The organism is Agromyces ramosus (genome assembly GCF_004216665.1).
GTDB lineage: Bacteria > Actinomycetota > Actinomycetes > Actinomycetales > Microbacteriaceae > Agromyces > Agromyces ramosus.
Genome location: NZ_SGWY01000002.1, coordinates 1,063,030 through 1,081,111, shown reverse-complemented (window position 1 = coordinate 1,081,111; position 18,082 = coordinate 1,063,030). Strand labels below are relative to the sequence as shown.

Below are 18,082 nucleotides of genomic sequence, written 5' to 3'. Positions count from 1 at the left end.
GGGTCGGCGGCGTGGAGGCACGGCGCACGCCGAATCATCCGATCTGCATGATGCGCCTCGGGTCGTCGGAGGCTGCACTTGGACGTAGCATCCGACCGAGGTGAGGGAGGGGGGTCACCGTGGACTACACCGACCGGCTCCGGCGACTGGCCATCAACGATGAGCGGCTCGCGGAGGACGACCTCGGCGTCCTGGGCGTCGGCGCGGAGTCACTCGACCCCAAGTCGTTGGCGCTCGCCCGGGTGGCCGCGTTGGTCGCGGTCGGCGGGGCCGAGCCGTCCTTCGGTTCGCAGGCGGATGCCGCGGTGAGCGCCGGCGCCACGCCGTCGGAGATCGTCGACGTGCTGGTCGGCATCATCCCGGTGGTCGGGCTGCCCCGGGTGGTGGCCGCCGCACCGAAGGTCGCGATGGCCCTCGGCTACGACCTCGACGAGGTGCTCGACCAGTCCGCGGGCGCCCCACGCGACTAGGCGCCCAGCAGGCCCATCGCCATTGCCCGCTCGACCGCCTCGCTGCGCGCCGACACTCCGAGCTTGCGGTAGATCGATCCGACCTCCGAGCTCACGGTGTTCCGTGAGATGAAGAGCCGCTCGCCGATCTCGCGGATCGACAGGTGCGTCTGCAGGTAGGGGAGCAGGCGAAGCTCGGCCGGCGTGAGGGGAGGGCCGCTCGTCGCTCCGGGCTGCTCCGTCGACGAGACGAACCGGCGGAAGTCCGATACCTCGTCGACCAGCGCTCCGAGTGCGGGCCGGTGCAGCAGGATGTCGTCGACCTCGCGCAGCAGGTGCCGTGCCGTCGCGTGGTCGTTGAGGGCCCAGAAGACCCTTGCGAGCTGCAGGCGGACCCGCACTGCGAGGTACGGGATCGCGGAGGTGCACATCGGCCGCGCGCGCATGGCTCGGGTCAGCTGCCGATGCACGTCATCGAGGTCACCGCGATGCATGGCGAGGCGGGCCGCTTCGGCGAAGGCGAGCACCGCCGTCGCGTAGTCGTGCATGCGCCGCCGCTCGATCGCGCCCAGTGCCGCGTGCACGTGGTCGGCCCCCTCATCCCATCGGCCGTGATCCATCGCCAGCACGGCGAGCTCCGACTCGCTGACGATCAGCACGTCGGTGTTGTCCCGCGCGCCGGCGCTCGCGGAGCACTCGAGGAACGCGGCCTCCGCCCCCGCCGCGTCACCGCTGAGCAGCTTCGCCTCGCCGAGCAGCACGAGCGCCTGGTCGCGCCACGGGCTCCAGGTCGGCTCCGCGGCGATCGCGAACTCGGCATCGGCCATCGCCCGTTCGGGGCCGTCGGCGCACATGACCGATCGGAGCATCGCTCGCGCGGAGGCGAACGATGCGGACCCGTCGTTGGGCCGACGGTCGTAGGATGCAGCATCCAGCAGGGCCGCCCATCGATCGGCCTCGTTGACCTGCCCGGTCAGTGCGGAGATCCAGCCCGCGAGCACGGCGAGCGGCGGGTACGCCTCGATCGCGGAGTCCCCGAGCTCGGCGAACCATCGCTGCACGGTCGTGAGCTGACCGGTCTGGTACGTCATGAGCGCGACGGATGCCACGAGGTGCGTCGCTCGCGTGCGCTTCGTCGAGTTGTCGAGCAGGTGCTCGATCGCCATGGCGGGAGAGCCGTGCTCCTCGAACCAGGCGGCCGCGGCGAGGTGCAGGTCGACGATCGCCTCGGGCTCGACGCGCCTGAGTTCTCCGAGCAGGAACTCGCGGAAGAGGGCGTGGTACCGGAACCACTCGCGACGTCGGTCGAGGGGGACCAGGAAGACGTCGGATGCCTCCAGCTCGCGCAGCACGTCCTGCGCGTCGACGCTGTCGAGCACGGCGTCGCAGAGCGTCGCGGAGAACGTGTCGAGCACGGCCGTGCGGCGCAGGAATCGCTGCTGGTGCTCGGGGAGCTTGGCGAGCGATTCCCGGTAGAGGTAATCGGCCACGTAGCGGTCGTCGCCGGACACCGCCGGCGCGTCGCCGCCGCCGTCGCGCGCGATGGCGGCGGCGAGGAACACCCCGACGGGCCACCCCTCGGTGCGCTCGACGACCACGACCGCGTCGTCAGGGCTGAGCGGAACCTGCGCCTCGGCGAAGATCCGGCTGGCACCCGCGGCATCGATCGCGAGCTCGGTCGCGGTGATCTCGAACGTGTCTCCCGAGGCGCGGAGGCGCGGCAGGTGCGGTTGCTCGCCGCGGCTCGCCGCCACCAGCTGGGATCCCCGCGGGATCCCGGCGAGCACCACCCCGAGCACGTCGTGGCACGCGGGGGAGCGTATCTCGTGGAGGTCGTCGAGCATGAGGACGAACGGCGCGGAGCCGGCCCTGAGCGCGCTTGCCAGCAGCGGCGCCGCGCGACCCAGCGCCGAGACGCCGTGACCGCGCACGTCGACCGCGAGGTGGTCCATGCCGGGCGCGATGCTCGCGTAGGCCGACGCCAGGAGGGCGAGGAGCGCAGCAGGATCGTCGTCGAAGCGGTCGAGCGACACCCACGCGACCGGACGTTCCTCCGAGTGCGCCCACTCGGCCAGGAGCGTCGACTTCCCGTACCCCGCCGGCGCCGTCACGCCCACCACGCGGCGGCCGCTCGACCGTGCCGATGCGATGAGCCGGGCTCGACTGACGGAGCCTCGGGCCGGTGGCTCCGGGACTGACAGCTTGGCGTCGAGCAGGAGTTGATCCAGCTCGACCCCCGGCGTGAGGGACCCCGGAGCTTCCTCGAACACGCTCGAAGCCTATTGTCGGGGCGTGCCCGGCTCAATAGGACGCGCGGCGCGTGCCCCCCGAAGTGGGATCCCCGGATCATCCGTGTCGACGAGAGCGAAGCGGGCGCCACGAGGAGTATGTTGAGCGACACGCGACCGCGACACGCGACGCGGCATCCGACCTCGAAGGGGGCGTGCGGTGAACTTCATCGGCAACGTCTGGGACATCTTCTGGTTCTTCTTCTGGATCTTCGCCTATGTGGCCTATCTGTTCGTGCTCGTCTACGTCCTCATCGACATCTTCCGCGACCACACGCTGAACGGATGGCTGAAGGCGGTGTGGGTCATCTTCCTCGTCTTCGTGCCCTGGCTCACGGCGATCGTGTACCTCATCGCGCGCGGCAAGGGCATGGCGGAGCGCTCGGCAGGCCGGCGCCCCGACATCGTCGAGTACTCCGACGACGAGGTGCGGGCGGTGTCGTTCGCGAGCCCGTCCGAGGAGATCGCGAAGGCGCAGGCACTGCGCGACCAGGGGGTCATCAGCGACGGCGAGTTCGAGGCGCTCAAGGCGAAGGCGCTCGGCAGCAGGTTCTGAGGCGTCGCCGACGCGCAGCGACGCGCACGTGCCCCGGCGGAGCCCGACACCGCCGGGGCACGATCCGTCAGATCGAGGCGACGGCCGCCAGGATCGCCGCGACCGCGGCATCGGGGTGCGACACCATCGAGACGTGCGACGCCTCGAGTTCACTCACGGTCGACCCGGCCCGCTCGGCCATGCGACGCAGCACCGCGACCGGGATGACCCGGTCGTCGGTGCCGATGACGGCCCAGCTCGGGATCGTCTTCCACGCGGGCGCGCCCGACGGCGTGACGTTCGCCACGAGCGACGCGGGACGCTGGCTGGCGACGATCGTCCACCGGTCCGCCTCGGGAAGGTCCTGCGCGAACGACGCGTGCACGACCTCGGGCTTCAGGAAGACCTCAGCCGCGCCCTCGGGTGCGCCCGGGTAGCCGGCGATGTCGAAGACGGTGGTGGGGTCGGCCACGGCCAGCGCCGAGCCCGAACCCTCGAGGATCTGGAGCACGGTCTCGGCCTCGTCGGGCATGAACGCGTTCACGTAGACGAGCGCGCGCACGTCGCCGCCGGATGCCGCGGCGTTGGTGATGACCGCGCCGCCGTACGAGTGCCCGACGAGCACGACCGGCCCGCTCGTGCGCTGCGCGAGGAACGACGCGACGTACGCGGCGTCGTCGGTGAGTCCCCGCAGGAGATTCGGTGGAACCAGCACCGTGAAGCCCTGCGCCTGCAGCTCCCTCGTCACGGCATCCCAGCTCGAGCCGTCGGCCCACGCGCCGTGCACCAGCACGATCGTCGGCTTCGTCGTCGCATCCGTCATCGTTCGCCCTCCCTTGATCAGGCGTCGACGAAACCCGCCTCGCCAAGGCGCAGGATACGCCGATTCGCCGACGCCACGCCAGAGCGGACCGAACTGGCACGCCGAAGCCCGACCACGTAGCCTCGGCCTATGACGCGCTCCCCGTCGTCCGGGCCCGCCGAACCGGCGGAGTTCGACGTGCGGGCGTTCGCACGAAGCGCGCACGGCAGCCTGCGCGACGACCTCGACCTCGAGGCCGTCGCCGCGGCGCCGCTCGCGCCCGACGTGGTCGCCGTGCTGGACACGCTGGCCGTACTGGAAGGCGCCACGATGGCGCACCTGCGCAACGTGCTCGTCACGAACACGCACAAGGACGCCCGCGTCACCGCGTTCCTCGTGACGTGGGCGTTCGAGAAGTTCTGGATCGCGGACGCGCTCCGCGCGATCGTCGACGCGAGCGCCGGGGCGGGTGCCGGCCCGGGCGTCGGCGCGGAGGGCCGTGGGTCGCCGCCCCGAACCGGAACCGCGGCGCCGGGCGCTGCGGCATCCGCAGGTCGTGGACCCGTGCGGCGCGCGTTCGCCGGGATCACGCAGGGGTGGGCGGTCGTCGGGGCGCACATGACGGTCGGCCTCGTCGACGACCGTGCGCTCGGGGCGGCCTACGCGAGGGTGGCCGAATCGTCCACGAGCGCGGCGCTCGATGCGGCGGTCGGGCGGATCGTCGCCGTGAAGGGCCGGCACGCGCGGTTCTTCGACGAGGAGGCGAGGCGCCGGCTGACGACGTCGCCGCGTGCCGCGCGGCTTGCGCGCCGTGAGCTCCGCCGGACCGCGTGGCCGCTCGGCGGCGCCGCGCTCACGGCCGAGCAGCGCGCCGGGTTCTCGCGATTCGCCTTCGGCGGCCCGGAGGGGCACGCGCGCGCGGCCGACCTCGAACGCGGCATCGCGGCGCTGCCCGGGATGGACGCCCGCACGGCCGCGATCGTCCGGCGAGGGCTCGCCGGCCGATCCGCGGCCTGATTACATGGAGCGGGCGGGAAGGGGCAGGCGTGGCGTTCGACATCGACAGGTACACCGCGACCTCGGTCGGCGTGCGCTGGGACGACCTCGACCTCGAGGACTTCCGAGCGCATCCGCTGCCCGAGCGGTCGCTCCGCACGCTTCGGTACATGGCCGACGTCGAGTACCACACGGTCTGCTACACCCGCGACCTCCTGACGACGCCGTCGCATCGCGAGCCCGACGTCAGCGCCTTCATGACCATGTGGAACCGCGAGGAGTTCTGGCACGGCGAAGCGCTCGCCGCGGTGCTCGCGATGCACGACATCACCGTCGACTACGACGTGCTCAGGGCGAGCCGACTAAAGCTCGGCTGGAAGGACCGGCTCGACCCGATCAAGCAGTCCGTGCTCGGCTCGCTCGTCGGCGCCGACTTCGTCGCCGTGCACATGTCGTGGGGAGCCGCGAACGAGTGGTCGGCGATCACGGCCTACCAGCGCATGGCCGAGCTGGAGGAGCATCCGGTGCTGGCCGAACTCCTGCGCCGCATCGCGAAGCAGGAGGCCAGGCACGTGGCCTTCTACACGTCGCAGGCGCGTGAGCGGCTCGCGGCGAGCACGAAGGCGCAGAAGGTCACGAGGTTCGCGCTCAGCCGGTTCTGGGCGCCCGTCGGCTCGAGCATCAACTCGACCGACGACGTGCGCCACGTCATGACGCATCTCATGAGCGGGACGGAGGGTCGGCGCGCGGCCCGCAAGGTCGACGAGAGCATCAGCGGGATGCCTGGCCTCGAGGGCCTGACGATCGTGCAGGACGCCCTCGAGGAGCTCGGCGTCCCCGCCTGAGACGGATCGACCGACACGCGGTACCGTTGAGCATGCCTCAACGACACGTGCCCGACACGTGGGAGCAGGGCCGGGCCTACGAGCGATACGTCGGCCGATGGAGCCGCGAGGTCGCGCCGCGCTTCCTCGAGTGGCTGCGCCAGCCCCCTGGGCTGCGCTGGTTGGATGTCGGCTGCGGCACCGGTGCGCTGAGCGCGGCGATCCTCGACACCTGCACGCCGGCCTCGGTCGACGGTGTCGAGCCGTCGGAGGGCTTCCTCGAGACGGCGGTCGCGGACCTCGGCAACCGGGTCACGTTCCACCGAGCGGATGCCTCGGCTCTGCCGCTCGACGACGAGTCCGCCGACGCCGTGGTGTCTGGTCTCGTACTGAACTTCGTGCACGACGTGGACACGGCGCTCGCCGAGATGTCGCGCGTCGCCGTGGACGGCGGCGTGGTCGCGGGCTACGTCTGGGACTACGCCGACCGGATGGAGCTCATGCGCTGGTTCTGGCGGGCTGCGGTCGAGCTCGACCCCGCCGCCGCCGCGCTCGACGAGGGCACGCGGTTCGACGACTTCACGCCCGAGGGCCTCACCTGGCGCTTCGCGAGCGCCGGGCTCGTCGACGCGGAGGCGGGCTCCGTCGAGGTCCCGACGAGGTTCGCCGACTTCGATGAGTACTGGTCGCCGTTCCTCGGCGGGCAGGGGGTCGCCCCGGCCTACGCCATGTCGCTCGACGAGCCGGCCAGGGACCGCCTGCGCGAGCGGCTGCGCGAGCTCGTGCCGACCGGCCCCGACGGCTCGATCGACCTCGTCGCGCGGGCCTGGACCGTGCGCGGGCTCGTCAGCCGCTGAACCTCCTGCGGCCGTCACCTCGGGACGAGTCCACGGGCCCGGCGGCCGGACGCTGACGGCCCCGGCGGACCTTCGCCCGCCGGGGCCGTCGTGCGCGAGCCGCGACTACGCCGCGGGCTCCGCATCGCGCTTCGGCAGCTTCCAGTCGGGCCGCACGAAGTGGCAGGTGTACCCCCACGGGATGCGCTCCAGGTAGTCCTGGTGCTCGGGCTCCGCCTCCCAGAAGTCACCTGCGGGGGAGACCTCGGTGGTCGCCGGTCCCGGCCAGAGCCCCGACGCGTCGACATCCGCGATCGTCTCGTACGCGACGACCTCCTGCTCGGGAGTCGTCGGGAAGATCGCCGAGCGGTAGCTCATCCCGACGTCGTTGCCCTGGCGGTTCCGCGTCGACGGGTCGTGGATCTGGAAGAAGAACTCGAGCAGGTCGCGATACGACTCCTTCGAGGGGTCGAAGACGATCTCGATGGCCTCGGCGTGCGTGCCGTGGTTGCGGTACGTCGCGTTCGGCACGTCGCCGCCGGTGTAGCCGACGCGCGTGTCGATAACGCCGGGGCGCTTGCGGATCAGGTCCTCCATGCCCCAGAAGCAGCCGCCTGCGAGCACGGCGGTCTCGGTGCCCGGGATCGTGGTGATGGCGCCGGGGGTGGTCATGATGCGTCCTCCTTCTCGGATGCCGCGCCCGCGGCATCCGTGGTCGTGGTCCCGCTGCCCGGGAAGAGCGAGCGGTACTGCCCGTAGCCCTGCTCCTCGAGCTCCGACGCGGGCACGAATCGCATGGCCGCGGAGTTCATGCAGTAGCGCAGGCCGCCGGCCTCGACCGGCCCGTCGTCGAACACGTGGCCGAGGTGGCTGTCGGCGCCAGACGAACGCACCTCGGTGCGCTTCATCCAGAGCGAGCGGTCGACCTTCTCGGTGACGGCGTCGGGCTCGATCGGCCGGGTGAAGCTCGGCCATCCGGAGCGGCTGTCGTACTTGTCGGTCGACGCGAAGAGCGGCTGACCGGAGACCACGTCGACGTAGATGCCGGGCTCGTGGTTGTTCCAGTACTGGTTGCGGAACGCGGGCTCCGTCCCGTCCTCCTGCGTGACGTGGTACTGCTGGGGGGTCAGGCGGGCGACCGACTCGGGAGTCCTGCGGTAGTCCTGTGGCACTTCGTTCCTCCTTCGTGGGCGACGCTGGCTGCGGCGCCTCGCACGCGCGGCGAACCCCTGGGGGTTCTCATGGCGTCACTGGAGAGAACGAGTGGCGGCGCCGCGCTGTTCCGCATCTCACGCCTCCCCGCTGTGACTTCGCTGTGAGCGCCGTCGTCGCCCTCCGGTCGTACGATGGAGGCACGTCGGCCGGGGCGCTCTGGAAGGAGCAGCACTGGCCACCACCTGGCACCCGATCCTCGCCGCGGCCGAGCCCGAACCGGGGCGCTGGCGCCTCGTCGACAGCATGGGCCGCGAGTACGGCACCGTCACCATCGTGCGCGTCGACGGCGAGGTGCGCTACCGCGCCGAGTTCGGCGGGCGCCTGCTCGGCTGGGGCACCACGCTCCGCGGCGCGTGCGAGCGCGTCCACCACGCGTTCGTGCGCTCGCACGGCCCCACGGAGTGGCCGGGATACCCCGACTTCCACGACCGCTGACGGCTCCGTCGTCGCGCCGCGGCTCGGTGTTGCGCCAGACTTGCGACAGGCGCGTCGGGGAGGTGGAGGCCGTGGAGCTCTTGGTCGTCGCCGTCCTCGGACTCCTCGGCATCGCCGGGGCGACGGCGATCGGCCCGAAGCTGGGCTTCTCGGCCCCGCTGCTGCTCGTCATCGTGGGCATCCTCGTGAGCTTCCTCCCGTTCGTGCCCGACGTGGAGATCGATCCCGAGTGGATCATCGCCGGCGTGCTGCCCCCGCTCCTGTACTCCGCATCGGTCTCGATGCCGTCCATGGAGTTCCGGCGGGAGTTCGGCGCGATCAGCGGCCTGTCGGTGTCGCTCGTCGTGGTGAGCTCCGTCGCACTCGGGCTGCTCTTCACATGGATCGTCCCGGGCCTCAGCCTCGCGGCCGGCATCGCCCTCGGCGCGATCGTGAGCCCGACCGATGCCGTGGCCACGTCGATCGTGAAGCGCGTGGGCGTCACGCCCCGCATCGTCACGGTGCTCGAGGGCGAGAGCCTGCTGAACGACGCCACCGCACTGGTGCTGCTGCGCTCGGCGATCGCCGCGACGGCCGCCGCGGTCTCGTTCTGGGAGATCCTCGGCGACTTCGTCTTCGCCGTCGTGGTCGCGGTCGTGATCGGGTACCTCGTCGGCAAGGGCAACCTGTGGCTTCGCTCCCGGGTCACGGATGCCACGGTGAACACCGTCATCTCCTTCACGGTGCCGTTCCTCGCCTCCGTGCCGAGCGAGGTGCTCGGGGCATCCGGCCTCGTCGCCGCCGTGGTCGCCGGGCTCGTGACCGGGCGCGGTGCGATCCGGAGCCTGTCGCCGCAGCACCGGATGTCGGACGTGCAGAACTGGCGCACGATCGAGCTGATCCTCGAGGGCGCGGTCTTCCTGGTCATGGGCCTCGAGATGTCGGCCATCCTCGGCGACCTCACGAACGAGACCCGGGGCATCGAGCTCGGCGGTCGTGTCGCGGCCATCACGCTGCTCGCGGTGATCGTGGTGCGAGCGCTGTTCGTGTTCCCGATGCTCGGCCTGCAGCGACGCAGCTCCCGCAGGGGCGCCAGCATGAAACCCAGGCTCACCGCGTTCCAGGAACGGCTCGACACGGCGGAGCTCGGCGCGATCACCGCGCCCGACCCCCGGGGCGCACCGGGGAGGGGCCGACCGGGTCGCGAGCTCTCCGCCGCCTCGCTCGGCCGCTTCCGGTCCCGGATCCGGCGCAAGGTCGCCGACATCGACTACTTCGTGGCGGAGCCGCTCGGGTGGCGCGAGGGCACCGTCATCGTGTGGGCCGGTATGCGCGGCGCGGTCACGCTCGCGGCCGCGCAGACGCTGCCGCAGGGAACGCCCGACCGGTCGCTCGTGATCTTCATCGCCTTCCTCGTCGCCACGGGATCGCTCCTCATCCAGGGCGGCACGCTGCCGTGGATCGTGCGGCTCGTCAAGCCCGCGGGCGTCGACCGCGAGGCCGCACGCGCCGAGCACGCCGAGCTGCTCGGGATCCTGCGCCGCGTCGCCGACGACGTCGTGCGTGAGCATCGCGAGGCACGCGCGGCAGCCGACGGTGGACCCGGGCACATCGATGGCGACCCGGGGACGGATCGCGAGCTGCACCGGGCGCTCCGGCTGGAGATCATCCACGCGCAGCGGGAGGCGCTCCTCACGGCCCGCGACGACGGGACGTTCAGCGCGTCGGTGCTGACCGGCGTGCTCGAGACGCTCGACGCCGACCAGATCAGCATCGAGCTGCGCGAGGAGCACCGCGACGAGGCGTGAGCCGAGGCATCCGGGGCACGGCAGGGCCGGCGGCGCCGTGCGAGGGCTGCGTTATCAGAACGTGATAATCGAGTCATCGTCAATACCACTGATGACATTCACAGGAACATGTGCGGATTCGCACAGAACAGGTCGTCAGACTGGCCACTTCGCCCGGGCGCCCCCGCGTCCGAGGAACGTCGAGCAAGGATCGAGTGGCCACGTGCCTCGCGGTCCGCACCCGTGAAAGTCATGCAGAACCAGCCTTCCTCCACTCCTGAGAACTCAACCGAAGCGGTCCGAACCGAGGCGGCACCCCGCCGGGCGAGGCGCAGCCCCACGGGCTGGCGACGCGGACCACTCATCGCCGCAGGCGCCGTCGCGGCCATCGGCGCGATGGTCGGCACGGGCTTCGTGGTCCAAGGCGCCGTCGCCGCGCAGAACGACCGGGTCGCCGAGACCAGGGCGCTCGCGGATGCCGCGAACATGGACGTGCAGCAGCTCGACGCCCACGGCGGCATCCTCGAGGCCCGCGCCGTGAAGCAGGCCGAGGACGCCCTCGCGGGCGCCGGCGACACGATCGCCGCCGCGCAGGGCAAGGCCGACGCCACCGCGCTCGCGGCCTCCGTCGCCGCCCTCGACGACTACGAGCTGCTCGCTCCCGAGCGCGTCTTCGCCCTCGTCGACTCGACGATGGTGCACGCGGAGAGCGTGCGCGGCGCCGTCGCGGAGGCCGACCGGGTGGCCGCCGAGCAGGCCGCTGCCGCCGCTGCCGCGAAGGCCGCCGCGGAGGCCGCGGCCGCAGCCGCAGCCGAGGAGTCGTCCTCGTCCTCGTCGAGCTCGCGGCCCGGCGCCCCGGCGAATCCGTCCGCGGCGCAGGCCATCGCCCGTGACATGCTCCTTGCCCGCGGCTGGGGCGACGACCAGTTCGGCTGCCTCGTCGAGCTCTGGAACCACGAGTCGGGATGGAACGTGTACGCGTCCAACCCGAGCGGCGCGTACGGGATCCCGCAGGCGCTGCCCGGCAGCAAGATGGCCACGGCCGGAGCCGACTGGCAGACCAACCCCGCCACGCAGATCTCGTGGGGCCTCGGCTACATCTCCGGCCGCTACGGCACGCCGTGCGGCGCGTGGGACACGTTCAACTCGCAGGGCTGGTACTGATCCGGCCGCGACCTCGTCGCGACCCGAACGCCCCCGACGGTCCACCGCCGGGGGCGTTCGCGTTCAGTCGTCGTCGGGCGGCGCTGAGAGACGCAGCTCCTCGAGGTCGATCCGCGACTGCAGGCGGCGGAGGATGACGTCGTCGATGCGCCGCTCGTGCCGGAGCGCGAACAGCGCGGCGCGCTTGGCGGGCAGGATCGCGAGGTGGAGGGCGTCCTCCTCGTCGCGCGCGCTCGCATCGCGCGCCGCGGCTTCCGGCCGGCCCTCCTCCCGGTGGATGAGCTGGAGGCGATCCTCGTAGGCGGCGCGCAGGCCGTCGACGATCGGGGGACTCGTGCCGAGCTCGCCGGCGGCGACGGGGAGCGCATCGAGCGCCGCGCGCAGCATCGCCTGCTCGCCGAGCAGCTCCTCGTCGAACTCCCTGGGGTCCCGGCCGAGACCCGACCACCGCACGACCGCCGGGAGCGTGAGTCCCTGGACGACGAGCGTGAACAGGATCACCACGAAGGTCACCGCGATCACCAGGTCGCGCCCCGGCAGCGGATCGCCGCTCGCGGTCTGCTGCGGCAGGGCGAGCGCGGCGGCCAGCGACACGGCCCCGCGGAATCCGGCCCAGCTGATCGGGAACCGCTGGCGGAATCCCACGCGCCGCGTGCGCTGCACGGGCCGCCGGTCGACGAGCCGGATCAGGTACGGCGTGGTGACGCCCCAGAGCAGGCGCACCGCCATCACCCCCACGGCGCAGGCGAGCCCGAAGAGGAGTGCGCTCGGCCATGCGGGTCCGAGCCCGTCGAGCACCGGCTTCAGCTCGAGCCCGATCAGCACGAAGAGGGCGCCGTTGAGCACGTAGCTCGCGAGCTGCCAGAAGCCGAAGGTCTGCGCGCGCGTCGCGGCGGTGATGATGCGCGGGCCGACCTGGCTGATGACCAGGCCGCACACGACCACGGCGACGACCCCGGATGCCCCGACGAGCTCGGCGGGCAGGTACGCCACGAACGGGGTGAGGACGCTGAGGGTGCCGCTGAGGAGTCGATCACCGCGGAACAGCTTCCGCACCTGGTACGCGGCGAAGCCGATCGCGAGGCCGATCAGGATGCCGACCGCATAGGCGTACAGGAACTGCGCGGAGAGGCTCACGAAGGTGATCGACGCGCCGGCCGTGGCCGCCCCGACCGCGACGGCGTAGAGCACGAGGGCGGTGCCGTCGTTCAGGAGGCTCTCCGCCCGGAGGATCGTGCCCTGGCGGCGCGGGAGGCGACGCACGACGGCAGCGACGGCCGTGGCATCCGTCGGCGACAGGATCGCACCGAGCGCGAGCGCCATCGGCCACGGCAGCCCGAACGCGGAGGCGAGCCAGGCGATGGCGAACGCCGTGACGAACACCAGCCCCACGGCCAGGAGCACGATGATGCGCAGGTTGTCGCGGATCTCGCGGAGGGAGGTGTTCAGCGACTCCCAGTAGAGCAGGGCCGGCAGGAACAGCAGCAGCACGAGTTCGGGCGGCAGTTCCACGTCGATCCCGGGCACGAAGCTGAGCCCCGCTCCTGCGACGAGCAGGATGAGGGGTGCCGGCACCGGGATCCGCTGTGCGAGCATCCCGCCGCCGAGGATGGTGGCGCCGAGCACCACCACGAGGACCAGGCCTTCCATCTGCGCTCCTCCGTGGGTGTGACGTCAAATGTAGGCGGCGCGGCCGCGCTCCGCTCCGTGCATCGCCGCCATCGCGGACGCCGTGACGCCGTGACGCCGGCCGAAACCGCGGTGCCGACCTGCCCCGTCGTCGTCGGCTGTCAAGCACCTGCGCGGGCATCCGGCCCTCGATAGCCTGACGGGATGGGCGATGAGCAGGCGCACGCGGGCAAGGGCGGGCCGTTCGCCGGCCTCATCGCGTGGGGCAGGCGGGTGACCGCTCGCGCGCTGGCGCTGCGGCCCGTGCGCGCCTGGTTCATCTTCCTCGAGCACCACGGACCGATGCTCGCCGACAGCATCACCTACCGCACCCTCTTCTCGGTGTTCGCGGGCGTGTTCCTGGGCTTCGCGATCGGCGGCATCTGGCTCTCGGGGCGTCCCGAGGTGATGGACGCCCTCGTCGACACGATCGGCGCCGCCATCCCCGGCCTGATCGGCGAGGACGGGCTCATCGACCCCGACGACCTGATCCAGCCGCTCACGCTCAGCATCGCCGGCATCCTCGCCCTGATCGGCCTCATCGGCGCGGCGATGGGGGCGGTCGGCTCGCTGCGCATCGCGTTCCGCACCCTCGCGGACCAGCCCGACGACCAGACGTTCTTCGTCTGGGTGTTGGCGCGCGACCTCCTGCTCGCCGTCGGATTCGGCGCCGCGTTGACCGCCGCCGCGTTCGTCACGTTCTTCAGCACGACGGCGGTCGGCACGATCCTCGGCTGGTTCGGCGTCGCGGAGAGCGACACGGTCTCCGAGGTCGTCACGCGCGTCATCTCGACGATCGTGATCTTCGCGATCGACGCGATCGTGATCGCGGCGATGTTCCGGCTGCTGTCCGGCCTGCGGCCGAGCGCGCGCACGCTGTGGGGCGGTGCACTCCTCGGCGGCGCCGGCCTCACCGTGCTGCAGGTGCTCTCCAGCCTGTTCGTCGCGGGCGCGACGAACAACCCGCTGCTCGCGTCGTTCGGCTCGCTCATCGCCCTGCTGCTGTGGATCAACCTGTCGAGCCAGGTCATCCTCATCGCCGGCGCGTTCATCGTCGCCGGCGTCGACGAGGAGCACGACCGGGTGCATGCACGCCACGGGTCGCCGACGCTGGCGTTGCGCCGGCTCCAGCGGGCGGAGCGCCGGGCGACGGATGCCGCGACGGAGCTCGCGGCGGCGCGGAAGGCCGTCGATCAGGAGCGCGAGGCCGCCCGGGCGGACGCCTGAGTCGGCGCGGGTGATCGCGGATTCGCCGCAACAGACGTCGGCGGCGCGCAGACGGTGCCGGCGTGCCGCCCCTGCAGCAGCACGCCGGCACCCGCTCTCAGAGCGCGGTGTCGCGCCTCGGCGGATACTCGGAGCCGTCGTCGATCTCGATGATCTCGACGTCGACCTCCTCGGTGTCCACCGTTCCGTCGTCGTCCGCCTCGACGACCTCCTCGACGGCCGCGTACTCGTCCTTGGAGAGCTCGGCGTCGAGCGGCAGTTCGGAGTCGGTGTACTCGCCTTCGACGGGTTCTCCCGGGCGCAGTGCGTCGGACATGGCTCCTCCGATCCTTCGGGCCGGTTCCCGCGGGCTGCGGCGGCCGATCTCCACGGTAGGTCCGCCGGTCTGAGACCGACAGGGATTGACGCGGGGAGTGCGCAGGGGTAGCGATCCGCAACGCGCCGGGCGGCCGCCCTTTCGGCGGGTGCCCGCGGCCGACGAGAATGGACGGATGGCCACCGTGCAGCAGATCGTCCGCTCCGTCATCGCGCCCCTGACGCGCACGAGCCTCTTCCGCGCGGTCGGGCCGGTCCTGCTTCCGCCCGTCGAACGGCTGCTCGCCCGCCTGACCGGGGGCCGGGTCCAGCTGAGCGGACTGCTCGTGCCGTCGCTGGTGCTGCACACGATCGGGGCGAAGTCCGGGGAGCCCCGCGACACGTACCTCATGTACACCGCCGACGGTCGAGGCCGGGCCATCGTCGCCGGCACCACGTTCGCCCAGGAGCGTCATCCGGGCTGGACCTACAACCTGCTCGCCCATCCCGACGCGTCGATCACGGTGCGCGGTCGACGCATGCCGGTGCGGGCGAGCCTGATCGGCGAGGACGAGCGCGACGCCGCCTGGGCGCGCATCGAGGCGCAGTGGCCCGGCTACCGCGGCTACGAGCGCGACTCGGGCCGGGTCGTGCGGTTGTTCCGCCTGCAGCCGGTGGCCGACACGCATCACGCGTCGATGTAGCGACGCTGCCGGGGCCGGCGCGCAGCGTGCCGTCGATCCGCGTCAGACCGCCTCGTGCGCGATGGCCGCACCCTGGTCGGCGAGCAGGCGCACGGCACGGCGGATCCCCGGCGTCTCGGCCATGGACCGACGATACGCGACGCGCACCTCCCGCACCTGGCTGTGGTCGCGCAGCGGACGTGCGACCGCTCCGTCGGGCAGGGGAGTGCGGCCGAGGCGCGGCACCAGGGCGATCGCGACGCCCTCGCGCGCCAGTTCGATGAGCGAGGCGAAGTCGGGGTCCTCGACGACCACGCGCGGCACGGTGCCGAGGTCGGCGAAGATGCGCATCAGGGCCTCGTGGCAGATCGCGCCGGCGGGAGTGCTCGCCCATGACTCGTCGACGAGGTCGGCGCGATCGAGCTCGGACCTGCCCGCCAGCGGGTGCCCGGCCGCGAGCACGATGTCGGCCTCGTCATGGCACACGTGCTCGGTCGCCACGTGCGCGGGCGCGACGAGCGGCACCGAGTTCCAGTTGTGCACGACGGCGAGGTCGACCACGCCGGAGGCGACCATCTCCATCGCATCCACCGGGTCGACGCTCGTGACCGTGGCGAACACGGGGGCCTCGTCATCGCCCAGCGCGCGCAGCAGGGGAGCGACGAGGCCGCGCGTGGCCGTCGAGAACGAGGCGATGCGCAACGGCGACGACGGCCTCGCACCGCTCGCCGCGAGCGCCTCGAGCCGCTCGAGCCCGTCGAGGAGCCCGCGGCCCTCGCCCGCGAGGGCCCGGCCGCGATCGGTGAGCAGCACCCCGCGGCCGTGACGTTCGAGCAGCACCGCGTCGAGGTCGCGCTCGAGCTTCTTGACCTGCTGGGAGACGGCCGACGGCGTGTAGCCGAGCCGTTCGGCCGCGGCGACCACGGAGCCGGCGCGATCGACGGCCACGAGGGCGCGAAGCCCCTGAAGATCGATCATGAAGCAATCGTACGTTGTCAGGCCAACGATTCGGAACTGGTGCTGCATCGATTGCACTGGGAGGCTGGTGCCGTGACCCCCCGACACCTCCTGCTCGGTGCGCTCGTGGCCCTCATCTGGGGCGTGAACTTCGTGGCGATCGACCTCGGCCTGCGAGACACGCTCCCGCTCGTGCTGGTGGCCCTCCGGTTCGCGCTGGTGGCCGTGCCGCTCGTGTTCCTGGTGCCGAAGCCGGATGCCCCGTGGCGGGTCATCGCGGGCATCGGGCTGTTCATGAGCGCCGGCCAGTTCGGCCTGCTCTTCACGGCCCTGCACCTCGGCCTGCCGGCAGGACTCGCCGCCGTGGTGCTGCAGTGCCAGATGATCTTCACCCTCGCCCTCGGTGCGGTCGTGCTGCGCGAGCGGCCCACCCGCATGCAGCTCGCGGGCGCGGCGCTGGCGGTCGGGGGCCTGGGCGTGGTCGCGCTCGGACGGCTCGACGGCGCGGCCGGATTCGGCGCCGTGGTGCCCATGCTCGTCTGCGTCGCCGCGGGCCTCAGCTGGGGCGTCGGCAATGTGATCTCCCGATCGGCGGGCGGTGCGAACGGGTTCGGCATCGTGGTGTGGTCGGCACTCGTGGTGCCGCTCCCGGTGCTCGGGATGAGCCTGCTCCTCGACGGGCCGGTGGCGGTGGGCGAGGCGTTCACCACGATCGGCTGGCCGACGATCGCGAGCGTCGCCTACACCGCGGGTCTCGCCTCGCTCGTGGGCTACACGATCTGGAACATGCTGCTCGGCAAGTACCCGGCAGGGCTCGTCGCCCCGTTCGCCCTGCTCACCCCGCCCGTCGGCCTCGCCGCGGCGGCGCTGCTGCTCGGCCAGGTTCCGAACGCACTCGAGCTCGCGGGCAGCGCCCTGCTCGTCGGCGGGGTGGCGGCGGGTCAGGTGCGACGCCGCGTCCGCGACCCCGCGGCCGCCGGGCGCGGCACAGCCGCCGCTCAGCGCGCACGCCTACGCTCGGGGGATGACGCGTGGACGCTCGAGTGAGCCCATCTACAGCACGGCGATCATCGTGGGCCGCGGACTCTTCGGGTTCTGGGGCCTGAAACGCCGCGTTCGGGGCGTCGAGCACGTGCCGGGCACCGGCGGGGCGGTCCTGGCGATGACCCACTTCGGCTACCTCGACTTCGCGCTCGTGGAGTGGGTGACCTGGCTGGCGAATCGTCGCCGCATCCGCTTCATGGCGAAGCAGGGCGCGTTCGACAAGCCGATCGTCGGCCGGCTGCTGCGCGGGATGCGCCACATCGCGGTCGACATGACCGCGGGAGCGGCCGCCTACGCGAAGGCGGTCGACGCGCTCCGGCAGGGTGAGCTGCTGGGCGTGTTCCCGGAGGCGGGCGTGAGCTCGTCGTTCACCGTGCGTGGGCTCAAGACCGGCGCCGTGCGGCTCGCCGCCGAGGCCGGGGTGCCGGTCATCCCGGTGGCCGTCTGGGGCGGCCAGCGCCTGCTCACGAAGCGCCATCGCGTCGGGTTCTTCGAGCGGTTCGGCGTGCCAGTGACCTTCGCGTTCGGCTCGCCCGTCCAGCTGAGCGCCGACGAGGACCCGAAGGTCGCGACCGAGCGGCTCCGCACCTCGCTCCAAGGCCTCGTCGATCGCCTCCAGCGCGAGTATCCCGTCGACGGAACCGGCGCCTGGTGGCAACCCAGGAGCCTCGGCGGCACCGCGCCGACGCCCGAGGAGGCTGCGGAGGCGGATGCCGCTCGCGATCGTGCTCGGGCTGCCCGCGAGGCGACCTCCTGACCACGACCCCCCGACGACGCCCCGACCGCGCCGCCACCACGGCGACGCCATGACGCGACGTGCGCTGGCCGGCGATCCGACCGCGGCATCCGATCGGGGGGTTCTCCCGATTCCGGCGGTGACGACCCGGTCGTAGCTTCGG

At 72.2% G+C, this 18,082-nt stretch carries 19 protein-coding genes; 12 read left to right on the top strand and 7 right to left on the bottom strand.

The window, feature by feature from the left end:
• The first annotated feature begins 119 nt into the window (after positions 1 to 119).
• Positions 120 to 470 carry a carboxymuconolactone decarboxylase family protein gene (locus EV187_RS11695; RefSeq protein ID WP_130353182.1) on the top strand — a complete coding sequence of 117 codons (351 nt, stop codon included), beginning with the start codon at positions 120 to 122 and terminating at the stop codon, positions 468 to 470.
• Here EV187_RS11695 and EV187_RS11690 read toward each other — a convergent pair.
• A complete protein-coding gene (locus tag EV187_RS11690) occupies positions 467 to 2,719 on the bottom strand; it encodes a winged helix-turn-helix domain-containing protein (RefSeq protein ID WP_130353181.1) in 2,253 nt (750 codons plus the stop codon). The genes EV187_RS11695 and EV187_RS11690 overlap by 4 nt on opposite strands.
• 178 nt (positions 2,720 to 2,897) lie before the next feature.
• Here EV187_RS11690 and EV187_RS11685 point away from each other — a divergent pair, with 178 nt between their 5' ends.
• The gene (locus tag EV187_RS11685) at positions 2,898 to 3,293 is read left to right on the top strand and encodes an SHOCT domain-containing protein (protein WP_130353180.1); all 396 of its coding nucleotides are present in this window, start codon (positions 2,898 to 2,900) and stop codon (positions 3,291 to 3,293) included.
• 67 nt (positions 3,294 to 3,360) lie between these two features.
• Here EV187_RS11685 and EV187_RS11680 read toward each other — a convergent pair whose 3' ends face one another.
• Positions 3,361 to 4,095: an alpha/beta fold hydrolase gene (locus EV187_RS11680; protein ID WP_130353179.1), complete on the bottom strand. Its 735-nt coding sequence runs from the start codon at positions 4,093 to 4,095 to the stop codon at positions 3,361 to 3,363.
• Between the two features lie 129 nt (positions 4,096 to 4,224).
• Here EV187_RS11680 and EV187_RS11675 point away from each other — a divergent pair, with 129 nt between their 5' ends.
• From EV187_RS11675 to EV187_RS11665, 3 genes are read left to right on the top strand one after another with little or no spacing between them, the layout of a single operon-like run.
• Positions 4,225 to 5,091, top strand: coding sequence for a hypothetical protein (locus EV187_RS11675; RefSeq protein WP_130353178.1), 867 nt, complete (start codon positions 4,225 to 4,227; stop codon positions 5,089 to 5,091).
• A 29-nt stretch (positions 5,092 to 5,120) separates the two neighbouring features.
• Positions 5,121 to 5,915, top strand: a complete 795-nt coding sequence (locus EV187_RS11670) for a ferritin family protein (protein ID WP_130353177.1) — start codon at positions 5,121 to 5,123, stop codon at positions 5,913 to 5,915.
• 32 nt (positions 5,916 to 5,947) lie between these two features.
• Positions 5,948 to 6,751 (top strand): class I SAM-dependent methyltransferase, encoded by an 804-nt coding sequence (locus EV187_RS11665; RefSeq protein ID WP_130353176.1) that lies wholly within the window; start codon positions 5,948 to 5,950, stop codon positions 6,749 to 6,751.
• Between the two features lie 105 nt (positions 6,752 to 6,856).
• On the opposite strand, the gene msrA is transcribed toward EV187_RS11665, so the two are convergent.
• Both msrA and msrB read right to left on the bottom strand, forming a co-directional pair.
• Positions 6,857 to 7,402: a peptide-methionine (S)-S-oxide reductase MsrA gene (msrA, locus tag EV187_RS11660; protein ID WP_130353175.1), complete on the bottom strand. Its 546-nt coding sequence runs from the start codon at positions 7,400 to 7,402 to the stop codon at positions 6,857 to 6,859.
• Positions 7,399 to 7,902 carry a peptide-methionine (R)-S-oxide reductase MsrB gene (gene msrB, locus EV187_RS11655; protein ID WP_130353174.1) on the bottom strand — a complete coding sequence of 168 codons (504 nt, stop codon included), beginning with the start codon at positions 7,900 to 7,902 and terminating at the stop codon, positions 7,399 to 7,401. The genes msrA and msrB overlap by 4 nt, the downstream gene beginning before the upstream one ends.
• A 286-nt stretch (positions 7,903 to 8,188) precedes the next feature.
• Between msrB and EV187_RS11650 the strand changes: the two genes are divergently transcribed.
• From EV187_RS11650 to EV187_RS11640, 3 genes are all read left to right on the top strand, one after another.
• On the top strand, positions 8,189 to 8,380 hold the full coding sequence (locus EV187_RS11650) for a hypothetical protein (RefSeq protein WP_242609554.1): 192 nt from the start codon (positions 8,189 to 8,191) through the stop codon (positions 8,378 to 8,380).
• Positions 8,381 to 8,451: 71 nt separating this feature from the next.
• The gene (locus EV187_RS11645) at positions 8,452 to 10,167 is read left to right on the top strand and encodes a cation:proton antiporter (RefSeq protein WP_130353172.1); all 1,716 of its coding nucleotides are present in this window, start codon (positions 8,452 to 8,454) and stop codon (positions 10,165 to 10,167) included.
• A 375-nt stretch (positions 10,168 to 10,542) separates the two neighbouring features.
• Positions 10,543 to 11,310, top strand: a complete 768-nt coding sequence (locus EV187_RS11640) for a lytic transglycosylase domain-containing protein (RefSeq protein ID WP_242609553.1) — start codon at positions 10,543 to 10,545, stop codon at positions 11,308 to 11,310.
• 63 nt (positions 11,311 to 11,373) lie between these two features.
• On the opposite strand, the gene EV187_RS11635 is transcribed toward EV187_RS11640, so the two are convergent.
• Positions 11,374 to 12,960: a Na+/H+ antiporter gene (locus EV187_RS11635; protein WP_130353170.1), complete on the bottom strand. Its 1,587-nt coding sequence runs from the start codon at positions 12,958 to 12,960 to the stop codon at positions 11,374 to 11,376.
• Positions 12,961 to 13,143: 183 nt separating this feature from the next.
• Here EV187_RS11635 and EV187_RS11630 point away from each other — a divergent pair, with 183 nt between their 5' ends.
• On the top strand, positions 13,144 to 14,205 hold the full coding sequence (locus EV187_RS11630; RefSeq protein ID WP_130353169.1) for a YihY/virulence factor BrkB family protein: 1,062 nt from the start codon (positions 13,144 to 13,146) through the stop codon (positions 14,203 to 14,205).
• 97 nt (positions 14,206 to 14,302) lie between these two features.
• On the opposite strand, the gene EV187_RS11625 is transcribed toward EV187_RS11630, so the two are convergent.
• Complete coding sequence (locus EV187_RS11625; protein ID WP_130353168.1) at positions 14,303 to 14,521, bottom strand: hypothetical protein; 219 nt, start codon at positions 14,519 to 14,521, stop codon at positions 14,303 to 14,305.
• A gap of 175 nt (positions 14,522 to 14,696) precedes the next feature.
• On the opposite strand from EV187_RS11625, the gene EV187_RS11620 reads away from it, so the two are divergent.
• Entirely contained in the window at positions 14,697 to 15,203 is a 507-nt protein-coding gene (locus EV187_RS11620; protein WP_130353167.1) for a nitroreductase family deazaflavin-dependent oxidoreductase, read from the top strand.
• A 42-nt stretch (positions 15,204 to 15,245) separates the two neighbouring features.
• On the opposite strand, the gene EV187_RS11615 is transcribed toward EV187_RS11620, so the two are convergent.
• Positions 15,246 to 16,160: a LysR family transcriptional regulator gene (locus EV187_RS11615; protein ID WP_130353166.1), complete on the bottom strand. Its 915-nt coding sequence runs from the start codon at positions 16,158 to 16,160 to the stop codon at positions 15,246 to 15,248.
• A 72-nt stretch (positions 16,161 to 16,232) separates the two neighbouring features.
• Here EV187_RS11615 and EV187_RS11610 point away from each other — a divergent pair, with 72 nt between their 5' ends.
• Positions 16,233 to 17,186, top strand: a complete 954-nt coding sequence (locus EV187_RS11610) for an EamA family transporter (RefSeq protein WP_165391168.1) — start codon at positions 16,233 to 16,235, stop codon at positions 17,184 to 17,186.
• Complete coding sequence (locus EV187_RS11605; RefSeq protein ID WP_130353164.1) at positions 17,164 to 17,940, top strand: lysophospholipid acyltransferase family protein; 777 nt, start codon at positions 17,164 to 17,166, stop codon at positions 17,938 to 17,940. The genes EV187_RS11610 and EV187_RS11605 overlap by 23 nt, the downstream gene beginning before the upstream one ends.
• The last annotated feature ends 142 nt before the right edge of the window (positions 17,941 to 18,082 follow it).

Excerpts from the sequence above, each read along its gene's own strand:
- EV187_RS11680 (WP_130353179.1), bottom strand. The coding sequence starts at position 4,095 with ATGACGGATGCGACGACGAAGCCGACGATCGTGCTGGTGCACGGCGCG.
- EV187_RS11675 (WP_130353178.1), top strand. The coding sequence starts at position 4,225 with ATGACGCGCTCCCCGTCGTCCGGGCCCGCCGAACCGGCGGAGTTCGAC.
- EV187_RS11665 (WP_130353176.1), top strand. The coding sequence starts at position 5,948 with ATGCCTCAACGACACGTGCCCGACACGTGGGAGCAGGGCCGGGCCTAC.
- msrA (WP_130353175.1), bottom strand. The coding sequence starts at position 7,402 with ATGACCACCCCCGGCGCCATCACCACGATCCCGGGCACCGAGACCGCC.
- EV187_RS11650 (WP_242609554.1), top strand. The coding sequence starts at position 8,189 with ATGGGCCGCGAGTACGGCACCGTCACCATCGTGCGCGTCGACGGCGAG.
- EV187_RS11640 (WP_242609553.1), top strand. The coding sequence starts at position 10,543 with ATGGTCGGCACGGGCTTCGTGGTCCAAGGCGCCGTCGCCGCGCAGAAC.
- EV187_RS11635 (WP_130353170.1), bottom strand. The coding sequence starts at position 12,960 with ATGGAAGGCCTGGTCCTCGTGGTGGTGCTCGGCGCCACCATCCTCGGC.
- EV187_RS11630 (WP_130353169.1), top strand. The coding sequence starts at position 13,144 with ATGGGCGATGAGCAGGCGCACGCGGGCAAGGGCGGGCCGTTCGCCGGC.
- EV187_RS11625 (WP_130353168.1), bottom strand. The coding sequence starts at position 14,521 with ATGTCCGACGCACTGCGCCCGGGAGAACCCGTCGAAGGCGAGTACACC.
- EV187_RS11620 (WP_130353167.1), top strand. The coding sequence starts at position 14,697 with ATGGCCACCGTGCAGCAGATCGTCCGCTCCGTCATCGCGCCCCTGACG.
- EV187_RS11615 (WP_130353166.1), bottom strand. The coding sequence starts at position 16,160 with ATGATCGATCTTCAGGGGCTTCGCGCCCTCGTGGCCGTCGATCGCGCC.
- EV187_RS11605 (WP_130353164.1), top strand. The coding sequence starts at position 17,164 with ATGACGCGTGGACGCTCGAGTGAGCCCATCTACAGCACGGCGATCATC.